The sequence below is a fragment of the Brenneria izbisi genome, assembly GCF_025840185.1.
GTDB lineage: Bacteria > Pseudomonadota > Gammaproteobacteria > Enterobacterales > Enterobacteriaceae > Brenneria > Brenneria izbisi.
In genome coordinates, this window is sequence record NZ_JAMPJU010000001.1 from 231040 (window position 1) to 248488 (window position 17449).

The window sequence follows — 17449 nt, forward strand, 5'->3', positions numbered from 1 at the left end:
ATTGAAATATCAGGCGGGTTTGTTGTAAGTTTATGAATTGGTTTATTTTTTTCCTTATTTCATCATCGTCTTTATTTTTCATATCATCAAACGCACAACATCAGCGCGCACGCCTGACCTCTTCCGCCAACATTTTCAGTTGCTGGCGGATAGCCGTTACCGAAACGGCCCGATTATCGGCCCGGTCACGATCGCCGGGAGCCGGCGCCGAGCTTTGAATAGCGATTAATAACCAGCCTGATACCGTGCGCAGCATAAGCGGGGAACCGCTGTCGCCGGGCAGTGTGTCGCATTGGTGTGACAATATCGCAGGCTGAACCCAGCCGGTAACCCGGCAATCCTGATGACGGTACAGCATGGTCGGATGATCTTCCGGGTAACCCGCTTGCGTCACTCGCTGCTGGTTTTGATGCAACGCCACAATTAGCGACTGACGATCACCCGACCACATCGGGAGAGGAACGATGCCTGGCGGCGTCTGTTTTAACCGGATTAGCGCATAGTCCCGCGGCGCGGCACGAGAAGGCACACTCCAACCTTCGCCATCGGCTTGCAGTTGTTTGCTGAGCGTCTTATTCACCAGCGCTTCAATTTCTTTGGTTTCATAGCCCCAGCCATTTTCTGTTGCCAGAAAGCGCAGGGCGACGGGTTTATCGGTTTTGCCTTGCGGGGGCGTTAAAACGCAATGTCCGGCGGTCAGGGCAAGATGAGGGGAAATCAACGTGGCGGTACATAAATTGCCGCTGGCGGTTTCCAACTGACCGATGGCTTGCCACGGCCACGTCGAGGTATCAGCCACGCGATCTCTATCGTCATGATTGAAAAATAAAATCTGTTGCTGTTTTTCTGTGTCGGCGGCGGACATCTCCGCCCAGCCGGGCGTTGCGACAAGGATGAATAAACATAACAATCCGACAGAGATACGCATGTAATAGTGTGCCTGATGTTAAAAACGAATTTGAACTAACGGTATTTGAACTAACTATAGATGCATTTTGCCGGGCGCGATTAGATACGAACGAAGGTTTTCAGCGTAAAACGCGGGTTTGATCTAACGGGTTACAGAAAAAAGAGCAAGGTAATGAATCCACCGAGCAGTATGAGGGATAACATGATTTCAAATGAGTAACGACGCAGCATCGTCCGATATCCCAGGAAATAAACACCCGGAAGCGACCGGGTGTTTGACCGTTGTCTGACGCGTTTATTATCAAGCTGCTGGCGGGGTTGTCGCGGGTTTGGCCGTTTTCGCTTTTTTCACCTGTTTTTTGGCTGCCTGCGCTTTTTGTAGCGCGGGCTTGGCTTTTTTCACATGTTTTTTAACATGGGAGGCTTTAGCAGGCGCCGTTGTCGCCGCCGGAGCAGATGTTTGCGCCGGGCCGCTGGTAGCGGTATCCGCTGCAAATGCCACAGAGGACAGACCCATAACCGCGCCGGCAATCATCACTATTACTTTATTCATCATCATTTCCTCTTTGTTCCATTCACATGTCGTGACCCGGATTGGGGTCGGTGAAGTGAGCATAAGGAAAAAAGAGTCTGGCTTCCGTGAGTGATTGGTTTCGGCGTGTAACCGAATGTACAACTAGTCGAACGTACAACCAGCCGAACGTACAACCAGATCAGCAAGCTGCTATTGGTCGCGCTGTTGTTGCGCGGCCAATGGCGCATCATCGGTTAGTTCACTGCGGTAAAGCGCAGCAGGATAGCCGCCTCTGGGTCGAGAATCGGTAGCGCGATGCCGACGTTCTCAAGCCAGTCGCCGCTCAAGGTTATGGACTGTTTAAGCCAGTCTGGATAGCGTTTCATGGTGTTGTTTCGGGGTTGACGCATGCTGTCGGGCATGTCCAGAACTTCAAGGCGATAGGGCGTGTCGGGTTGCAAACCGGGGATACGCAGGTTGCCGCACAAGGCGTATTCCGGTAGTGCAAGCTGGCTTATCAGGACCACCGCTTGCTGTTGATCCTGTGCGATAACGGCATTGATCAAGGTGGTGTTATCGAGATGATCGATGCGCACTTGAGTACCGGTGTGCAATACGGGCCGCAACTGCTTATGCAAAGCGATATAACGGGCGAAAGCCTGTTGCTCGGACTGCGGCTCGCAGACGGGATCGAGTTCCACCCCCATATGCCCGAACAGCGCCGTGAGTCCGCGAAAATTAATGCTGTGTCTGCGGGATGTGGTGTGGCATGGGGTGCCGCCAATGTGAGCGCCCATCACTTCTGGCGGAAAGAAGTAACTCATGCCTCGCTGGATCTGTTGACGGTCAAGCGCATCATTACTGTCAGACGGCCAGAAACGGTGACAACGTTTCAGTATTTCATAATCAATCCGACCGCCGCCCGATGCGCAGGACTCAAACTCAACGGCGGGAAACCGGCTATTCAGTTGGTCAAAGAGCCGGTACAACTGTTCGGTCTGCCGTATCTGACTGGCATGGCCCAGATGAGCGGGTTGCACCATTTCACGGTTAAAATCCCATTTGACATAATCGATCGAATGCTCACTCAGCAACCAGTTCAAACGTTCCAGCAGGTAGTCATATACCTGTGGATTCGACAGATCCAGCAGCAACTGATGGCGACCTTCCCGCATTGGGTAGTTATCCAGTTTCAGCACCCAATCCGGGTGATGGCGATACAATTCAGAATCCTGATTGATCATTTCTGGCTCAACCCAGATACCAAATTCCATACCGTGATTTTTTACTGCATCGATCACGGGTTTTAGTCCTTGCGGGTATTTTTCTGCGTCAATGTACCAGTCGCCCAGCGAACTGAGATCGCTGTTGCGTCCTTTAAACCAGCCGTCATCAATGATGAAACGTTCAATGCCGATTTTGGCCGCCTTCTCTGCCATACGGATGATGTAGTCAGGATCATGCCTGAAGTAGATGCCTTCCCAGGTATTGAGATGCACCGGACGTGGTTTATCCGCCAGCGATGGCGTGATGTGCTGACGCACATAGTGATGAAAATTGCGGCTCATGCCATTCAAACCGTTAGCGGAGTAGGTGGCATAAACCCAGGGCGTACTGATGCTTTGTCCGGTATCCAGCGAAATTTCGCCAGAGAAATAGAGCGCTTCGGCCTGAATCTGACGACGGCCATCGCTTTTACAATCAGCGCGTAAACGGTGATTACCACTCCAGGCCAGGTGTAACCCCCAGACTTCGCCTTGTTGCTCGCTGAAACCGGCGTTGCCTGCCATCATCCCCGGAAAGTATTCGTGTGATGTTCTGCCGCGCCGGTTTTCCTGTATATAACCGCCGTGTTCCAGTCTGAGCGAGTGTCGTTGGAACTCTTTTATCCAGCGGCCATGAAACGCCATGATTTCATTGGCCCGTTCGGGTAAGGGCAGCGTGACGGCGAGCCGATCGACCTGATAGCGGCCCGATTTAATATTGGTCAGCGTATTTCGGGTTTTAAGTACGCCGCTGTTGGGACACAACTGCAACACGCTTACCAGGCGAAGACCTGCGATCGCATCCTCGCTGACAATCGTCAGCGTATTATTTGCGACTGAATGACTCTGCGGCGTGAAGACGGGAGACCAGTCCAGACCATGACGGTTTCCTTCCATTCCGGGCGCGCTGAACAAGCCGCGGCCATTCTCAGGACATAGCGTCAACGGGACATCATCGTCCAGACGGCTATTGGCCACCGGGCGGTTTAATGCCGCGATCATTTCCGGTTGATAGTCCCGTAGCGATTTGCCCCAATAAATCATTTCCGCATAGGGATAACAACGAATGATAAGGTCAGCGTGACGGCTGGATAACCGGACAACGTTATTGTTCATAATCTCTCCCAACAAAATCCAATAATTTGCCAATGCGCCTGAAAATATTTTCCTGAGAACGAGACGCCGATAACGGCATTGCGGTATTGATCTTAAAGCGGCGGTTTTTCCGCCATTGGTTTACCGCCTTTTAACCAGACGCGAAGACTTTCCACCACGCCATGACCTGAGAGGGTAAAAGCCGATATCACCGTGAACGTTAATACGATACTTCCCAACACCATGTAGGTATTTTGGAACCCCATACTGTCATACATACGACCGGCAAATACCGACATGAAAATCATGGATAATTGTTTGCTGAAGCAGAAGCCAATCAGGTAGACCGTGGCGGAAAAGCGGACTTCAAATACCTGGGTGATATATTTAAAAGAACCAACCAACAGGAATGGCACTTCGAACATATGTAATATTTTCAGCAAGACGACTTCGATAGCGGTCGTTGCAAATGCGGAACCGATAATACGCACCGACATAATCGCGCCCGCGAGCAATAACGCATTTTTGCTGCCGATACGCGCAATAATGACCGGCGCAAAAAACATGATTGTTGCATTCAGCAATTCGCCGCCAGTGGTAACGAAACCAAATATTTCAGTGCCTTGTTGTTTGGTGGCGAAGAATGAGGTAAAAAAGTTGGCGAACTGTTGATCGAAAACATCATAAATACAGGCTACGCCGACGATATAAAGAATGAAGAACCATAGCGCCGGTTTTTTCAGCAATTCAAGGGCGTTTTTCAGATTGAATGGCGGCTTATTGGCGCCCAGTTTATCGACGACATAAACGGTGGATTGCTGATCCGGCCTGGATAGAAATAACAATACAGCCAGTACCAGCGCACAACCTGAAGCCATCCAGAATATCAGTGCATTGTTGATGGTATACAACATACCGACCACACTGGCGCATAATGCCCAGCCAATACAGCCAAACATTCTGGTGCGACCGTACTCGAAATTGCTATGACGACTGACCTTCTCAATATAGGCTTCAATAGCGTGCGAGCCGCCGGTGAAAACAAATCCCAGATAGCATCCGCCGATCAGCGCGCCAATAAAAATATTGAATTTCAGCAGCGGACTGAAAACATAAATAAAGAATGGCGCAAAGAGCACCAATAACCCGACGATAATCCACATCAGGTGCTTTTTTACGCCGAGCTTATCGGACAACGGCCCCATCATTGGCTGAAAAGCCAGCGCAAATAATGAAATGCTGCCAAATACAATACCAGTATCGGTTTTACTTAAATTATTAATATCATGCAGCCATATCGGGAAAAATGGATAGTAGGAAGCCATGATAAAAAAATAGAAGAAAAAAAAGAGCCCGAACAACCAGAAATTACGGTTTCCCCAATAGGATTTTTCTTCTGTTGCTTCGTTCATAAACACCTCATCACAGATAACGCAAAAGTAGAAGTACCGACGTTTCTCATGGTTTTGGCGTGAGAGCGGCATCAGACGCCTGTCTGTTTTTTGATGGTGTACTCACAGGCTATCATCGAAACGCTTGGCATAAACATAGATCCGAAACGTTTAGGATTGGAATCTAAACGTTTCGGATCTGTGATGTGTTTAAAAGTTATGCTCTGAGATTGATCGAGACGAAAGCGGGCGGTCAATAACGTGATAAAATTGGCAAGTGGTGCGTTTTCATTTCCGCAAGGAATGGAATAGGGGGCGCGGGTTGGTTGTCAGTAGCGTAAATTCAATGGGTTGACCGGCGCACTGTCTGCTGGTTGCACGATAACGGGAGAATGCCGCGCTTCCGTTAAACGGTGGATCACGGGTGACGATGTCATTAAAAAAATGGTCATTAAAAAATGTCATTAAAAAAAATCGCTAATGAACTGGGACTGTCTTCCACCACGGTCAGCCGTGCGTTGAATGGATACGATGATGTGGCGGCAGAGACACGCGAGCGTATCGTTGCGGCCGCCAGACGATTGGGTTATCAACCAAATTCGTTGGCCCGGCGACTGAAAATGGGGAAAACCGATGCGGTCGCGCTGGCCTATCCTTCACGCCCGCGGGTGCTGAACAACTCGACATTTCTGGAGATGATCAGTTGGATCAGCATTGAGTTGGCGAAATTTGGCATCGATTTGTTGTTGATCCCCGATGAACCTGATGAAACGCATCAGTCCCTTATTCATCTGGTGGAAACGCGCCGAGTGGATGCCCTGTTGGTTGCTCATACACAGCCAGAAGATCACCGGCTGAAATACCTGCAAAAACAGAAGTTCCCCTTTCTGGCGCTGGGGCGCAGCAATTTATCACAACCTTACGCCTGGTTTGATTTTGATAACTACGCCGGTTCTTCTTTGGCGGTGAAACGGCTGGCCGGGTTGGGGCATCAGCGAATCGCTTTTCTCAGCACCAATGCGCGACTTTCGTATGTCGAGCAACGGCTGCAAGGGTATTGCGATACCTTGTCGCTATGTGGATTGCCGCAGCCCGAAGGATACGTACAGCAGGCTGAGCCCGATCGTCCTGGAGGTTACCACGCGACCCGGCGATTGCTGGAACTTGACGTTCCCCCTACGGCGATTATCACCGATTGCAATATGCTGGGCGATGGCGCGGCCAGCGCGCTTCAGCAAGCGGGGCTGCTGGGCGGAGAAGGCATATCGCTGATTGCGTATGATGGGTTGCCGGATGACAGCCTGATTGATGTCGCTGTGACGCCTATTGTGCAGAATACCCGCGCCAGCGTGGGTAAACAGATTGCAGCCATGATTCATGATTTACTGCAAGGCGTCGAACCGCAGCGGGTTCAGGTTCTATGGCAGCCGGAGCTTGGCGTGGGCGATACCGATTGCGCGCCTGTCTGAAATAAGTGAGAGCGCGGCAACAGCGCGGCAGTGGCGGCGGTTTTTATCGGCCAGCAAAAGCGAAAACTGGCGCCCCCAAGCGGGCTGCGGTCAACCGTAATCGCGCCGGCATAAGCCCGTGCAATGGCGTGTACAATCGCCAGCCCCAATCCGCAGCCGCCGCTGCTGTTTTCTATTCCGGCGGCAAGACGAACAAAAGGCTCAAAAATAGCGTCGCGATTTTCCGGCGCGATACCGGGGCCATCATCCTCAACCTGTAAACACGCCGTTTGATCCGCGTTCAGCCACAGGCTGATATGCAGCCGACGTCGGCAAAACCGCAGGCCGTTATTGACAAGGTTGTTCAGTACCCGCTCCATCAGTCGCAGATCCAGCGCGCCCACGCTTTCTGGCCGGGGAATATCCAGTGTAATGGTTTTATCCGGTTGGATCAGCCGGAAGTCGTCAACTTTGGTTTGCAACCAAACGGGAAAATCGATCTCGGTGAGATGCAGGGTGACTTGAGCACGATCCAGTCGCGCATAGGTAAGTAGTTCATCAATCAACGCTTCAAGCTGTCCGATATCCCGGTTTAGCGCCTGCTGCTCTTCCTCTGTCAGATTCTCGCTCATGGCGAGTCGATAGCGCAGGCGTACCAGCGGCGTACGCAGTTCATGGGCAACATTATCGATCAGCTGTTTTTTGCTGGTGATCAACTGATTCAGGTTATCCGCCATCCGGTTAAAGGCGACGCCGAACCGAAACAGGCTGGAGGTATTATCGAAATGAATGCGTTCTTCAAGATGGCCGTCCCCTAGTCGTTGGGCCGCGTTTTCCAGTTTCAGCATCGATTTCCAGTGCGGGCGCATCCACAAAAAGACCGGCAAAGCCAGCGACAAACCGATGAGCAGCACCAGCAACAGATCCAGTAAGCGCATTTCGTGCAGGAAAAACAGATACGGAATGGGGCCGACGGCCAGGACATAGTGGCTGCGCGGAATGCGCTGGATAAACGTATATTCATTATCCAGCGCCACGATCTCGCCCTGCTTCAGTCGTTGTCTGGTTTGGGCGGGCAGCGAGTATTTATCCAGCGGCTCAATTTGCAGCTTGAACGACAGGTTTAAATCCAACTGATTGATGGTTTTATGCCAATCGCGGGGGGGGATGGTTCTCAGTTCATTACGGATCAAATAGAGCGAGCTTTTCATCAAGTCGTCCATGGATTGCCGCCCGGCACGTTCTGCCGTCACCTTGTACACCAACCCAACCAGCAGCGTCATCACCACGAAGCAGGCAAACAGTAACAAAAAAAACTGGATGAACAACTTTTTCATAGCGCGGCCTCCTCCCAGGCGCTAGGCGCGAACAGGTAGCCCTTGTTGCGTACTGTTTTGATACGTGCTGGTTCCTGCGGGTTGTCGTACAGTTTTTTGCGTAGCCGCGAAACGGCAACGTCAATGCTGCGATCCATACCGTCGTAGCTGACGCCGCGCAGATTTTTCAGCAGCGCGTCGCGATCCATGACATGACCGGCATGGGTGGCTAATTGCCAGAGCAGATCAAAGTCGGCGGTGGACAGCACAATATTCTCGTCGCCCAGCGTCACTTCGCGGTTTACCGGATCGATACACAGCAGGCCAAAATGCAACGGTTTATGCACCAGGAGTGATGGCGGCGGGTTTTCCGCCCCGGATTGTGGGGACGCGGCATACTGACGGAAGTGCAGACGCAGACGGGCAAGCAACACGGCGGGCGGCGTGGTTTTCAGAATATAATCGTCGGCGCCCATCTCCAGCGCCAGAATATGGTTCATGTCACTGTCCAATGAGGTGAGCAACACGATCGGACCGTGGTATTGGGGCCGCAACTCACGGCAAATCGTCATGCCGTCTTTACCGGGCAACATGATATCCAACAGCACCAAATCAGGTTGTTGCTGCGCGATAAATGTCAACGCGTTATCGCCGCGAGGTTCCACCTGAACATCAATGTCATGTTTGCCCAGATAAGCGGCAATCAGCTTACCGACTTCCCCATCATCTTCTACAAAAACAATCTTGTGCATGGTATCCGCATGGTGACGAAAACATTCGCTCTAGCATAGCTCCAGGTATGAACTGGCTCTAGCGATGAAGCGTAAACGAGTGTTAAGGCGCGGAACGCCGATGATTAATCGCGTAATGAAAGAAAATCCCCTCTGCCGCCGCAGACTGTAAAATTACCGTGAACCGTGCCACTATAATAAGTAAGCCATCAGATGAGTCATGCTGTTAGCGCTGAAACTGTGTGATGCAGCCACTGGTGTTGTAGAGGAGCAAAGGGGAATGAAGAAGGATGACCCTGAATCTGTAGGTTCCAGTGAAAAAATCTGTATCGATTACACAGATTGTCTGGCCGCGTTGTGCAATAAACGCTGGCGTTTTATGGATGCCATGTATGGCGTGTTGCCGATTTTCGGCATGGTGACCAAACGATCGCTGTCCCAGCCGGTTGCCACGAAAGAGCGCTTGAAAATGCTGGCGTTACAGGTGCTCTCCACCCAGGTCAGCGATGAAACGAATATTGTGAGATTGATTACTCTGGCGCAACAGCAAGGGCTGACCGCATTGGATATTCAGTTGCCGTATCCCTTAACCAATGAGCAATTAGTCACGATAGGCGAGGAGTGCAGCGACACGATGGCGCTGAGTCAACAGAATGAACGGCTTTCCATTCACCTTAAGTCGCCCGCGCCGACGAAATAGATTATTCGCCGCCAACGGGCAGCGCGCTTCTGCCCGTTGGCGGCGACGCCTTTTATTCAGTGATCGCGCCAGGTTGGTTTTCGGCAATCGCTTCCAGCGCCTGTGATAGCGAACCATAGAAACTGAGGCGGCCTTCAATGGGATGAACATTGGCGCGCGCCAGCGTTTTTAATGGCTGGAACGGGATGTCGGTGATAATCAGCCGTTTCCCCGCCGGCAACATTTCACTGAAACGCAGGAAAGCATTCAATCCCCCGGCGTCCAGTACCGGCACCGCATCCCATTGCAGAATAATGGTCTGATACGCTTCGCTGCGTTGCATCAGATCATTGAAGATACGTTCAGCCGCGGCGAAAAATAGCGGGCCGTTGACGCGTAACACCAGATGGTCCGGTATTTTCGTATCCGGCAATTCACTCAGTTTGGTCATCTGTGCGATGCGCCGCATAAAGAGCAATGACGCCAGCACAATCCCGACAGTGATGGCAATCACCATATCGAACAGCACGGTCAGCGACATACACAGCAGCATGACGATGATGTCGTCTTTGGGGCCGTGACGCAGCAGATCGACGACTTTGTGCGCTTCGCTCATATTCCAGGCGACCATCAGCAGTAATGACGCCATCGCCGCCAGCGGCAGATATGAAAGCCAGGGCGCGAGAACCAATAGCGCCAGTAACACCAGCAAGGCATGAACCACGGCGGAGATTGGCGATGTGGCGCCCGCGCGCACGTTGGCCGCGGAGCGGGCAATGGCGGCGGTGGCGGTGATGCCGCCAAAGAACGGGGCGATGATATTGCCAAAGCCCTGTCCCATCAGTTCCGCGTTCGAGTGGTGTTTCTTGCCTGTCATCCCATCCAGCACCACGGCACAGAGCAAAGACTCGATCGCGCCGAGCATCGCCATGGAGAAGGCGGCGGGCAGCAGGGCGGAAATGCTTTGCCAGTCCAGTTTCATCGCTTCCGCGCCTGGGGCGGCAATATCCCAGGGCAGCACCAAATGCGGCAGAATCGGCGGAATGCCTTGTCCCTGAGAGCCATCGTCCAGCAGATAACTGAAGCGGGAACCGATGGTCGCCACCTCTGTGCCGAACAGCGACACGATCCCCATTACCGCCATTCCCGCCAGCAGCGCGGGAAGATGGCCCGGCAGACGGATCCCCAGTTTGGGCCAGACAATCAAGACCAGCAGCGTGGTGACGCCAATCAGCATATCGCCGGGCTGTAACGTGGGCATGGCGAATGCAAGCTCGGCCACCTTGTCAACATAGTGTTCAGGAACCGTCACCATATGCAAGCCAAAGAAATCTTTGATTTGCATAGTGGCGATGGTAATGGCAATCCCGGAGGTAAATCCCAGCGTGACGGACAGCGGAATATATTCAATCAGCCGTCCCAGCCGGCAGACGCCCATTAACAGCAGAAAGACGCCGGAAAGCAGTGTCGCGACCAACAAACCGGACAGACCGAATTGTTGGGAAACCGGATATAAAATAACCACAAAGGCCGCTGTTGGGCCGGAAACACTGTAGCGGGAACCTCCGCTGACAGCGATGATAATCCCGGCAATCGCGGAGGTATAAAGACCATATTGCGGCGGCACGCCGCTGGCAATCGCCAACGCCATCGCCAGTGGTATGGCGATGATCCCAACGGTAACCCCGGCAATAATGTCTTGAATAAAGCGATGTAGCGTATATTTTTCGCGCCAGCACGCTTCAATAAGCGCGCTGAACGGTTTGATACCGTTAATTCCGTGCGTTTTCATCTAAGAAAGAACCAATAAAGAAACAAAGAATGGCGGGCCGGTTTGGTCCGTCGTAGACAAGCGTGATATACGATACGCCTGATGCTCTTCACAGATCCAGATATACATCAAGAGATGTCGATTAGGCGGTGATGCCGCAGATGCGGCATCGATAAGACGAGCGCTTACAGCATGATGGTCATCAGGTAGGCGGCGAACAAGGCAAGGTGCGCGCTGCCGCTGAGTACGTTGGTTCTGCCGGTCGAAAACGTAATGTGGCACAGGATCAGCACCGACAGCATGACGACGATATGCGGCATATCCAGCCCGAAGTTCAGCGAACGACCGGTCACCATGGCGATGATCGTCACAGTGGGCACCGTCAGGGAGATAGTCGCCAGTACGGAACCGAAAAACAGGTTCATAGCGCGTTGCACCTGATTTTTCAGAACCGCCCGAATCGCGCCTAATCCTTCCGGCGACAAGATCAGCAATGCGACCAGGAAGCCGGTAAACTGTGTGGGCGCGTTCATTTCCGTCAGCAGTGTTTCCAGCGGCATGGAATTCATTTTGGTTACGCTGATAACCGCAATCAGGTGGATCAGCAACCACACGGTATGCCAGAGCGAACTGTGCGCCGACGGCTTGCCGTGATGGTCGTCATCGCCCTCATCCTCATGCTCGTACACAAACAGACTTTGGTGAGTTCGGGTTTGAATCAACAGAAATACGCCGTACATCACGGCGGAGATTAGTGCGATGATCAGCGACTGACCGATGCTGAAATTACCATCGGGTAAGGCGCTGGGGAACACCAGCACCAGTACCGCCAGCGGGAAAATCGCCATCAGATACTGTTTGATCCCGCTCAGGTTAACGTACTGCGTCGCAAATTTGCGTCCGCCCAGCAGCAGTGCGAAACCCACCAGACCGCCGGTGACAATTACGATGATGGAATAGAGTGTGTCGCGCATCAGATCCGGGCCGGCATCGCCTGTCGCCATTAAAGCCGAGATCAGGCTGACTTCAAGGATCACCACCGACAGACTGAGAATCAGCGAACCATAAGGTTCGCCCAGCCGATGGGCCAGCACATCGGCATGACGCACAACGCTAAACGCGCTGAAAAGGATACCGGTCAACGCCAGCAGATTAATGCCCAGAATAGCGGAGAAATCGTGCGTGCTCCCCCACAGGGACAGGACGATCAAGGCAATAATGGGAAGAATAAGTGAATATTCCTGATGGCGAGTTTTGACAACCTCGGTGTGAGACTTCATTACGGGGGGTTCTCCTTATCCAGAGGAAATAGACTCAGACGCAAAAATAGTACGTCATCAAAGGCGGCTTTTCTGCAAAAACGTTACTAAAAAGTAGTTATAGCGTAAAAACGCATGATGTAGATTAACAGATTCTCGGTTGCGTGCTGGATTTTTTTACGGATTTTTACGCTTTGCCGGGAAATTAAAATGAAAAGGGAGAATGTCATTATCTTCTCCCTATACTAATAATATTAAATGATTTTTTTAAGTCTAATCATCAGGATTATCCATGATATCGTGGCGTTTATGGTGATAATCCTCTTCATTTAACCCTTCTCGCCAGTAAGGTATGGCATAAAGCTGATTCCGTTCACATTTACGCTCTTTGCGCACATAACGGCGCAACTGAACCACCAGTCGATCTTCCCCAGCCAGCCAGTAGAATGCATGCGCGGCGTATTCCTCATGCGATAAGGCGCGAAAGCGGCTGATCACCTCGTCCGTGACTTCGGTTCCGCCGACTATCCAATGCAGATTAATTCGGGCGGGCCGGGCTAAATCGAGAATGTCCGCATTGCTGTCGACCCGAATAACGGCTTCTCCCTGAGCATCATCCGGTAAATTTTCCAGCAGGGCGGCAATAGCCGGTAATGAGGAGGGATCGCCCGCCAGATAGTAGGCATGTGCGGGCGGCAACATCGGATGCGGGCCGCCGGGGGATGAAATGCCAAGGTAATCGCCGGGTTGCGCATGACGAGCGAAGCTTACCGCCGGACCAGCATGCTCATGCATGGCAAACACGATATCCAGTTCCGCCGCTTCCTGACGGACTGCGCGCAGCGTATAGGTTCGAACGATAGGGCGCGTCTCACCTTCCGGCCACACCGGGCCGCGTTCGCTGAACGTGGGCAAGGTCGGGATCTGCTGTCCCGGCGGCGGAATGAACAACTTGATATGCGCACCGTGACGATCAGCCGGATAATGACGTAACGCTTCGGCGTGAAACGTCACACAGCGTAAATGCGGGGAAATATCACGAACATATTTAACTTGAATCAGAGTTGGATGGGGTGAGCGTTTGCCCGCAACCGCAGGATTTGCCATTCATTGTCTCCCTGAGAGGATCACTGGACGTTGAATTATCCATTCTAACATAGAAGTGATAATGCTTATCATTTGTTGGCTATAGCGCGGTAAATGTTAACGATAGATGTTTTTGGGCTTTTTGTGATCAATATCAAACTTGATTGCTGAACCAGAAATGAATAATCTCAACTCAATGGTTGTTGTAAAAGTAACCAAGCGAAAACCAGTGGATTTTAAGATTGGCGACAATAAACCAGATAGGCGGAAAAAATAGTATGACCGGCCGGGGGTTGTAAGTAGTGTTAACACGCGATTTTTTGCAGAAAGCAGATTGTAGAACGTCTTTTGGTTGTATAGAGGAAACTTTATTACTCACGCCGCAGCAGCGTGCGGCTTCTCTTGAAAAAACCCTGGCGTGCCGACCGGACGACAGCCCGGTCTGGATCTTCGGTTATGGTTCGCTGATGTGGAATCCGGTGTTTGATGCGGAAGAAACCTGTCTGGCGACATTGTACGGCTGGCATCGTGCGTTTTGCTTACGACTGACTGCCGGACGAGGAACCGTGAACTTGCCTGGCCGGATGCTGGCGTTAAAACCCGGCGGCAAAACCACCGGACTGGCGTTTCGCTTGCCGGAAGCTTCGCTGCGCGAAGATTTGGAGTTGCTGTGGAAACGTGAAATGCTCACGGGCTGTTATCGTCCGCTTTGGTGTGAACTGCATCAGCAACATGGTGACACTGTCACTGCATTGGTGTTTGTTTCCGAGTCTGAGCATCCGCTGATTGAACAGGACACCTGCATTCAGAAAATTGCGCCGTTGATTGCCCAGGCCAGCGGCCCGTTAGGAACGAACGCGCAGTACCTGTTTGCGTTGGAGCAAGTGTTGCATAACCACGGTATGGCGGATAAAGACTTAAGCGAGTTGGCTCAGCGAGTGCGAACGCTACAACAGCAGTGCGGCCAATAGCTGTTGTTTGGCTATGCGGCTAATAGCAGCGAAACGTTCGGCAGCGGCGTCAGCGAGCGCTATTACGGCCACGCTCGCTGACTTCCTCTTCCGGCTTTTACCAGCCTACGCCGATACCCAGGGTGTACAAGGTATCATTGACGTTGCCCTGATCACTTTCGATACGGGTACGGGCTACTCTCATACTCATTGAAGACCAGTCGGTCAGTTTGAAACGCAGACCGGCTTCTGCTTTCAGATACAGCGGCGCGGTGGCGTCAAAGGAGCGGCCCAATTCGCCGTTGGTGAAGGCTTCGATGGTTTTGCTGAACAGATAGCGGTTATACGCCCATTTCATACCGCCTGAGTAGAAGTTATCTTCGCCGATATCGCGGTAAACAAAGGTCTGGAAGTTGACCAGCGAAGTCAGCGAGAATGCACCAAGATCGTTATCCCAGAACTGATAACCCGGACCAAGACCGAACGAGCGGTTGATTTTGATACTTTCAATCCAGTCGCGTTTGTACTGATAACGGCCTTGCCAGAACCAGTGTTCGTCCACGAATTTATCCAGCGCGTATTCACCCGCCGCATTCTTGGTGCTCTCAACGTTATCTTCTTTCGCCAGATGGTAGCTGGCGTCAATGTTATGACGCCAGGTGCCATGACGTGCCTGGGTGCTCAGGCTGGCATCATAGTTGTCGGTTTCGGTCGAGCTTTTCTTATGCGCCATTCCCGCATCGATATTGCCTTTCCAGACGAAATCTTTCACCAACGGCTTTTGCACCACGATAGCGGTAATATCGGAAAGTTGCAGCGTCTGTGGTTCCGTGGCTTGGTTGGAGATAGATGGCGTGGCGACGATAGCCCGATTTTCGCCCGCTTTAATCGCCGGATAGAGCACGCCTTCCTGGTAACGCGCCTCCTGAATGATCAACGCCTGATCGGTTTCAAAGGTTTTCACCTTATCCCAGGAAACGGCGATGGAACCGGCATAATCCGTCGTGATAAATAATTTTCCGCCGTCGAGCAGTGTAATTTTACCGCTGAGTTGGTCGCCGTTGGTCAACCAGATGGTATCCGCCCGGCTTTGGGCAATACCGGTGGTTGCAAGCGCGATAACCAAACTCAGGGAAGATATTGCGTATTTGGATAGTGTCATTTTGCCAGTAAACAGTGGTGACCAGTGTGTTGAACGACGTCATTCGAGACGTACAGCCGATGAATAATGAACCGGTTTTATCCCGGAACGGCAAACATTAGCAGGAATCAAAGTAAGGCTCTAGCCAAAAACGAAGATTGGTTAGAATGTAAATAGTTATAAAAGTTACCCTTGATGATGAACGGCTATAATGAGATGTCTATCACATTTTGAAATCATTGTGACGGCGTTTTTATCGCCCCGAACCGCGGGTTTGAACCAGCGATTCGGGGGAGGAATTCACTTATGACGAGGTCTGGGGGCGTGAAGATGCGGTTTGCTGCGTCAGGAACCGTGAGGTCAGGAACTGGCGAACGCGTAACACGATACGCTCCTGGAACAGCACGCACAGGGTGACGGTTAATATCAGGAAGATGAGATATCCCATTATGGATAACTGTACCTGTCCGGCAGCGGCAACGCACTGATTCCAGTCGGTAAAGCAGGCCAGCGGATTGCCTCGCACCAATTGTTCCAGCGTACGAAACAGATTGAACAGCGGTACGTGCAGGGCGAATATCGACAATGAAGCCGCGCCCAGTCGCGGCGACCAGTGCCGCAGCCATTCGCTATCCGGTTCACGCGCCAGGGCGCAGAGGCAGACCAGCCCAACCTGAGCAGGCAGCAGCAGACCGTTATGCAGCAGAAAATACCAGTATGCCTCGCCTTTGGTGAATAACCAGGTGGCGACCAGAAAATTGACCAGAATAAACAGTGTTGCGGCGTAACCCTGGCCAGTGGTCAGCGGCGAACGATTTTGCTGACGATAGCGGCGGAAAAGAGCATAACCCAATATACCGGCCAGGAATTCCGGCAGGCGGAAAATCGGGCCGCGTTGCAACAGCCCAGTATACGGCATGCCGTATTGCTGTTGCCAAATCACCCAAACAGGCGGCAGCAGGTAGAGCAGGCAGATGATCCCCATCCACAGCCAGGGATGACGACTGTTCAGCAGACGTGGCGCCAGCAGCGGAAAGGTCAGATAGAAAAAGAACAAGGTGGACAACGACCACAGCGGCGCATTGAAGGTCAGGAAATACGGGTTCCACGCCTGCAACATCAGCACTTGCAGCAGCGCATTAAACGCCAGTTGCGCGTTGCTCATGTAATGGCGTAGCGTTTGCGGATCTGCGGCTGGATCGTTGGTGTCATAAATCACGAACCGGGCGCTGGCGACCTGGCCTTCCGGCGGTACTGCCAGCCATTGCATCAATGTCACCACGGCGATCGATGCGATCAGCGCGATAATATGAATGGGATAAAGATTGAAGAAACGTTTGGCCCAGAACTGTCGTGCGGGTTCACGTAAACGGCCATCTTTGATGTAAACATGCGCCAATAAAAAACCAGATAATACAAAAAATGTGCTGGTAGCAAAAAATCCCATACTGGTGAGCTCGCTCAGGAATGGCACGCGCGCTCGTTGGGGATAAATATGTACTGTGTGATAGATCATCACGTAGCAACCGAGCAAGAATCGCAGCCACTCCAGCCCGATAAATCGCTCTTTACTGACTTTTTTCATGTCGTTCCTCAACGTTAAGTCTGTTGATACCGCCAAAGCGCGCTGTAATCGCCTAGTTTAAACGAGAGCCGTATCCCATTAATTAGGATTATGGCTATAAATGCGGTATTTGTTTCGCGTGTGTTTGTTTTTTGTAACTCTACGTTAAATTTCAGACGACGGAAAGGGCCGACGATGACGCTGATAATGATGGAGCAGACCGGGGATGACAAGCGAAATGACATGATACGAGCACGGGATAGAACCGTTTAAGGAAATCATGGATTGCGTTGTGCATACCCTGTACTTATACTGTATAAAAATACAGTT

General features: G+C 51.8%; 14 protein-coding genes. 3 read left to right on the forward strand and 11 right to left on the reverse strand.

All coding sequences use genetic code 11. The annotated features are described in order from the left end of the window. Positions 1-100 precede the first annotated feature (100 nt). The 4 genes from NC856_RS01045 to NC856_RS01060 form a co-directional block, all read right to left on the reverse strand. A complete protein-coding gene (locus NC856_RS01045; protein ID WP_264088553.1) occupies positions 101-928 on the reverse strand; it encodes a trypsin-like serine peptidase in 828 nt (275 codons plus the stop codon). Between the two features lie 282 nt (positions 929-1210). Continuing rightward, complete coding sequence (asr, locus tag NC856_RS01050) at positions 1211-1462, reverse strand: acid resistance repetitive basic protein Asr (protein WP_264088554.1); 252 nt, start codon at positions 1460-1462, stop codon at positions 1211-1213. A gap of 215 nt (positions 1463-1677) precedes the next feature. Beyond that, positions 1678-3804, reverse strand: a complete 2127-nt coding sequence (locus NC856_RS01055) for an alpha-galactosidase (RefSeq protein ID WP_264088555.1) — start codon at positions 3802-3804, stop codon at positions 1678-1680. 92 nt (positions 3805-3896) lie between these two features. After that, positions 3897-5195 (reverse strand): MFS transporter, encoded by a 1299-nt coding sequence (locus tag NC856_RS01060; RefSeq protein ID WP_264088556.1) that lies wholly within the window; start codon positions 5193-5195, stop codon positions 3897-3899. A gap of 437 nt (positions 5196-5632) precedes the next feature. On the opposite strand from NC856_RS01060, the gene NC856_RS01065 reads away from it, so the two are divergent. Further along, positions 5633-6643, forward strand: a complete 1011-nt coding sequence (locus NC856_RS01065; protein ID WP_264088557.1) for a LacI family DNA-binding transcriptional regulator — start codon at positions 5633-5635, stop codon at positions 6641-6643. Here NC856_RS01065 and rstB read toward each other — a convergent pair. Continuing rightward, positions 6586-7959, reverse strand: coding sequence for a two-component system sensor histidine kinase RstB (gene rstB, locus NC856_RS01070; RefSeq protein ID WP_264088558.1), 1374 nt, complete (start codon positions 7957-7959; stop codon positions 6586-6588). The two genes, NC856_RS01065 and rstB, sit on opposite strands and share 58 nt — an antisense overlap. Further along, a complete protein-coding gene (gene rstA, locus NC856_RS01075) occupies positions 7956-8690 on the reverse strand; it encodes a two-component system response regulator RstA (RefSeq protein ID WP_264088559.1) in 735 nt (244 codons plus the stop codon). The genes rstB and rstA overlap by 4 nt, the downstream gene beginning before the upstream one ends. Positions 8691-8949: 259 nt before the next feature. Here rstA and NC856_RS01080 point away from each other — a divergent pair, with 259 nt between their 5' ends. Further along, positions 8950-9369, forward strand: coding sequence for a hypothetical protein (locus NC856_RS01080; RefSeq protein ID WP_264088560.1), 420 nt, complete (start codon positions 8950-8952; stop codon positions 9367-9369). A 52-nt stretch (positions 9370-9421) separates the two neighbouring features. Here the strand turns inward: NC856_RS01080 and dauA are convergent, their stop codons facing one another. The 3 genes from dauA to NC856_RS01095 all read right to left on the reverse strand — a co-directional run bounded on the left by dauA (position 9422) and on the right by NC856_RS01095 (position 13485). Further along, complete coding sequence (gene dauA / locus NC856_RS01085) at positions 9422-11140, reverse strand: C4-dicarboxylic acid transporter DauA (protein ID WP_264088561.1); 1719 nt, start codon at positions 11138-11140, stop codon at positions 9422-9424. A gap of 164 nt (positions 11141-11304) precedes the next feature. Then, positions 11305-12399, reverse strand: coding sequence for a sodium-potassium/proton antiporter ChaA (gene chaA, locus NC856_RS01090; RefSeq protein WP_264088562.1), 1095 nt, complete (start codon positions 12397-12399; stop codon positions 11305-11307). A 252-nt stretch (positions 12400-12651) separates the two neighbouring features. Then, positions 12652-13485, reverse strand: coding sequence for a siderophore-interacting protein (locus NC856_RS01095; RefSeq protein WP_264088563.1), 834 nt, complete (start codon positions 13483-13485; stop codon positions 12652-12654). A 281-nt stretch (positions 13486-13766) separates the two neighbouring features. Between NC856_RS01095 and NC856_RS01100 the strand changes: the two genes are divergently transcribed. Beyond that, entirely contained in the window at positions 13767-14435 is a 669-nt protein-coding gene (locus NC856_RS01100) for a gamma-glutamylcyclotransferase (protein WP_264088564.1), read from the forward strand. Between the two features lie 97 nt (positions 14436-14532). Here the strand turns inward: NC856_RS01100 and NC856_RS01105 are convergent, their stop codons facing one another. Together NC856_RS01105 and NC856_RS01110 are read right to left on the reverse strand one after the other, a co-directional pair. Beyond that, the gene (locus NC856_RS01105; RefSeq protein WP_264088565.1) at positions 14533-15576 is read right to left on the reverse strand and encodes a DUF481 domain-containing protein; all 1044 of its coding nucleotides are present in this window, start codon (positions 15574-15576) and stop codon (positions 14533-14535) included. Positions 15577-15859: 283 nt separating this feature from the next. Continuing rightward, positions 15860-17140 carry an acyltransferase family protein gene (locus NC856_RS01110; RefSeq protein ID WP_264088566.1) on the reverse strand — a complete coding sequence of 427 codons (1281 nt, stop codon included), beginning with the start codon at positions 17138-17140 and terminating at the stop codon, positions 15860-15862. Positions 17141-17449: the final 309 nt, after the last annotated feature.

Coding starts and splice junctions, on each gene's coding strand:
- NC856_RS01045 (WP_264088553.1), bottom strand. CDS start 928: ATGCGTATCTCTGTCGGATTGTTATGTTTATTCATCCTTGTCGCAACG.
- asr (WP_264088554.1), bottom strand. CDS start 1,462: ATGAATAAAGTAATAGTGATGATTGCCGGCGCGGTTATGGGTCTGTCC.
- NC856_RS01055 (WP_264088555.1), bottom strand. CDS start 3,804: ATGAACAATAACGTTGTCCGGTTATCCAGCCGTCACGCTGACCTTATC.
- NC856_RS01060 (WP_264088556.1), bottom strand. CDS start 5,195: ATGAACGAAGCAACAGAAGAAAAATCCTATTGGGGAAACCGTAATTTC.
- NC856_RS01065 (WP_264088557.1), top strand. CDS start 5,633: ATGTCATTAAAAAAAATCGCTAATGAACTGGGACTGTCTTCCACCACG.
- rstB (WP_264088558.1), bottom strand. CDS start 7,959: ATGAAAAAGTTGTTCATCCAGTTTTTTTTGTTACTGTTTGCCTGCTTC.
- rstA (WP_264088559.1), bottom strand. CDS start 8,690: ATGCACAAGATTGTTTTTGTAGAAGATGATGGGGAAGTCGGTAAGCTG.
- NC856_RS01080 (WP_264088560.1), top strand. CDS start 8,950: ATGAAGAAGGATGACCCTGAATCTGTAGGTTCCAGTGAAAAAATCTGT.
- dauA (WP_264088561.1), bottom strand. CDS start 11,140: ATGAAAACGCACGGAATTAACGGTATCAAACCGTTCAGCGCGCTTATT.
- chaA (WP_264088562.1), bottom strand. CDS start 12,399: ATGAAGTCTCACACCGAGGTTGTCAAAACTCGCCATCAGGAATATTCA.
- NC856_RS01095 (WP_264088563.1), bottom strand. CDS start 13,485: ATGGCAAATCCTGCGGTTGCGGGCAAACGCTCACCCCATCCAACTCTG.
- NC856_RS01105 (WP_264088565.1), bottom strand. CDS start 15,576: ATGACACTATCCAAATACGCAATATCTTCCCTGAGTTTGGTTATCGCG.
- NC856_RS01110 (WP_264088566.1), bottom strand. CDS start 17,140: ATGAAAAAAGTCAGTAAAGAGCGATTTATCGGGCTGGAGTGGCTGCGA.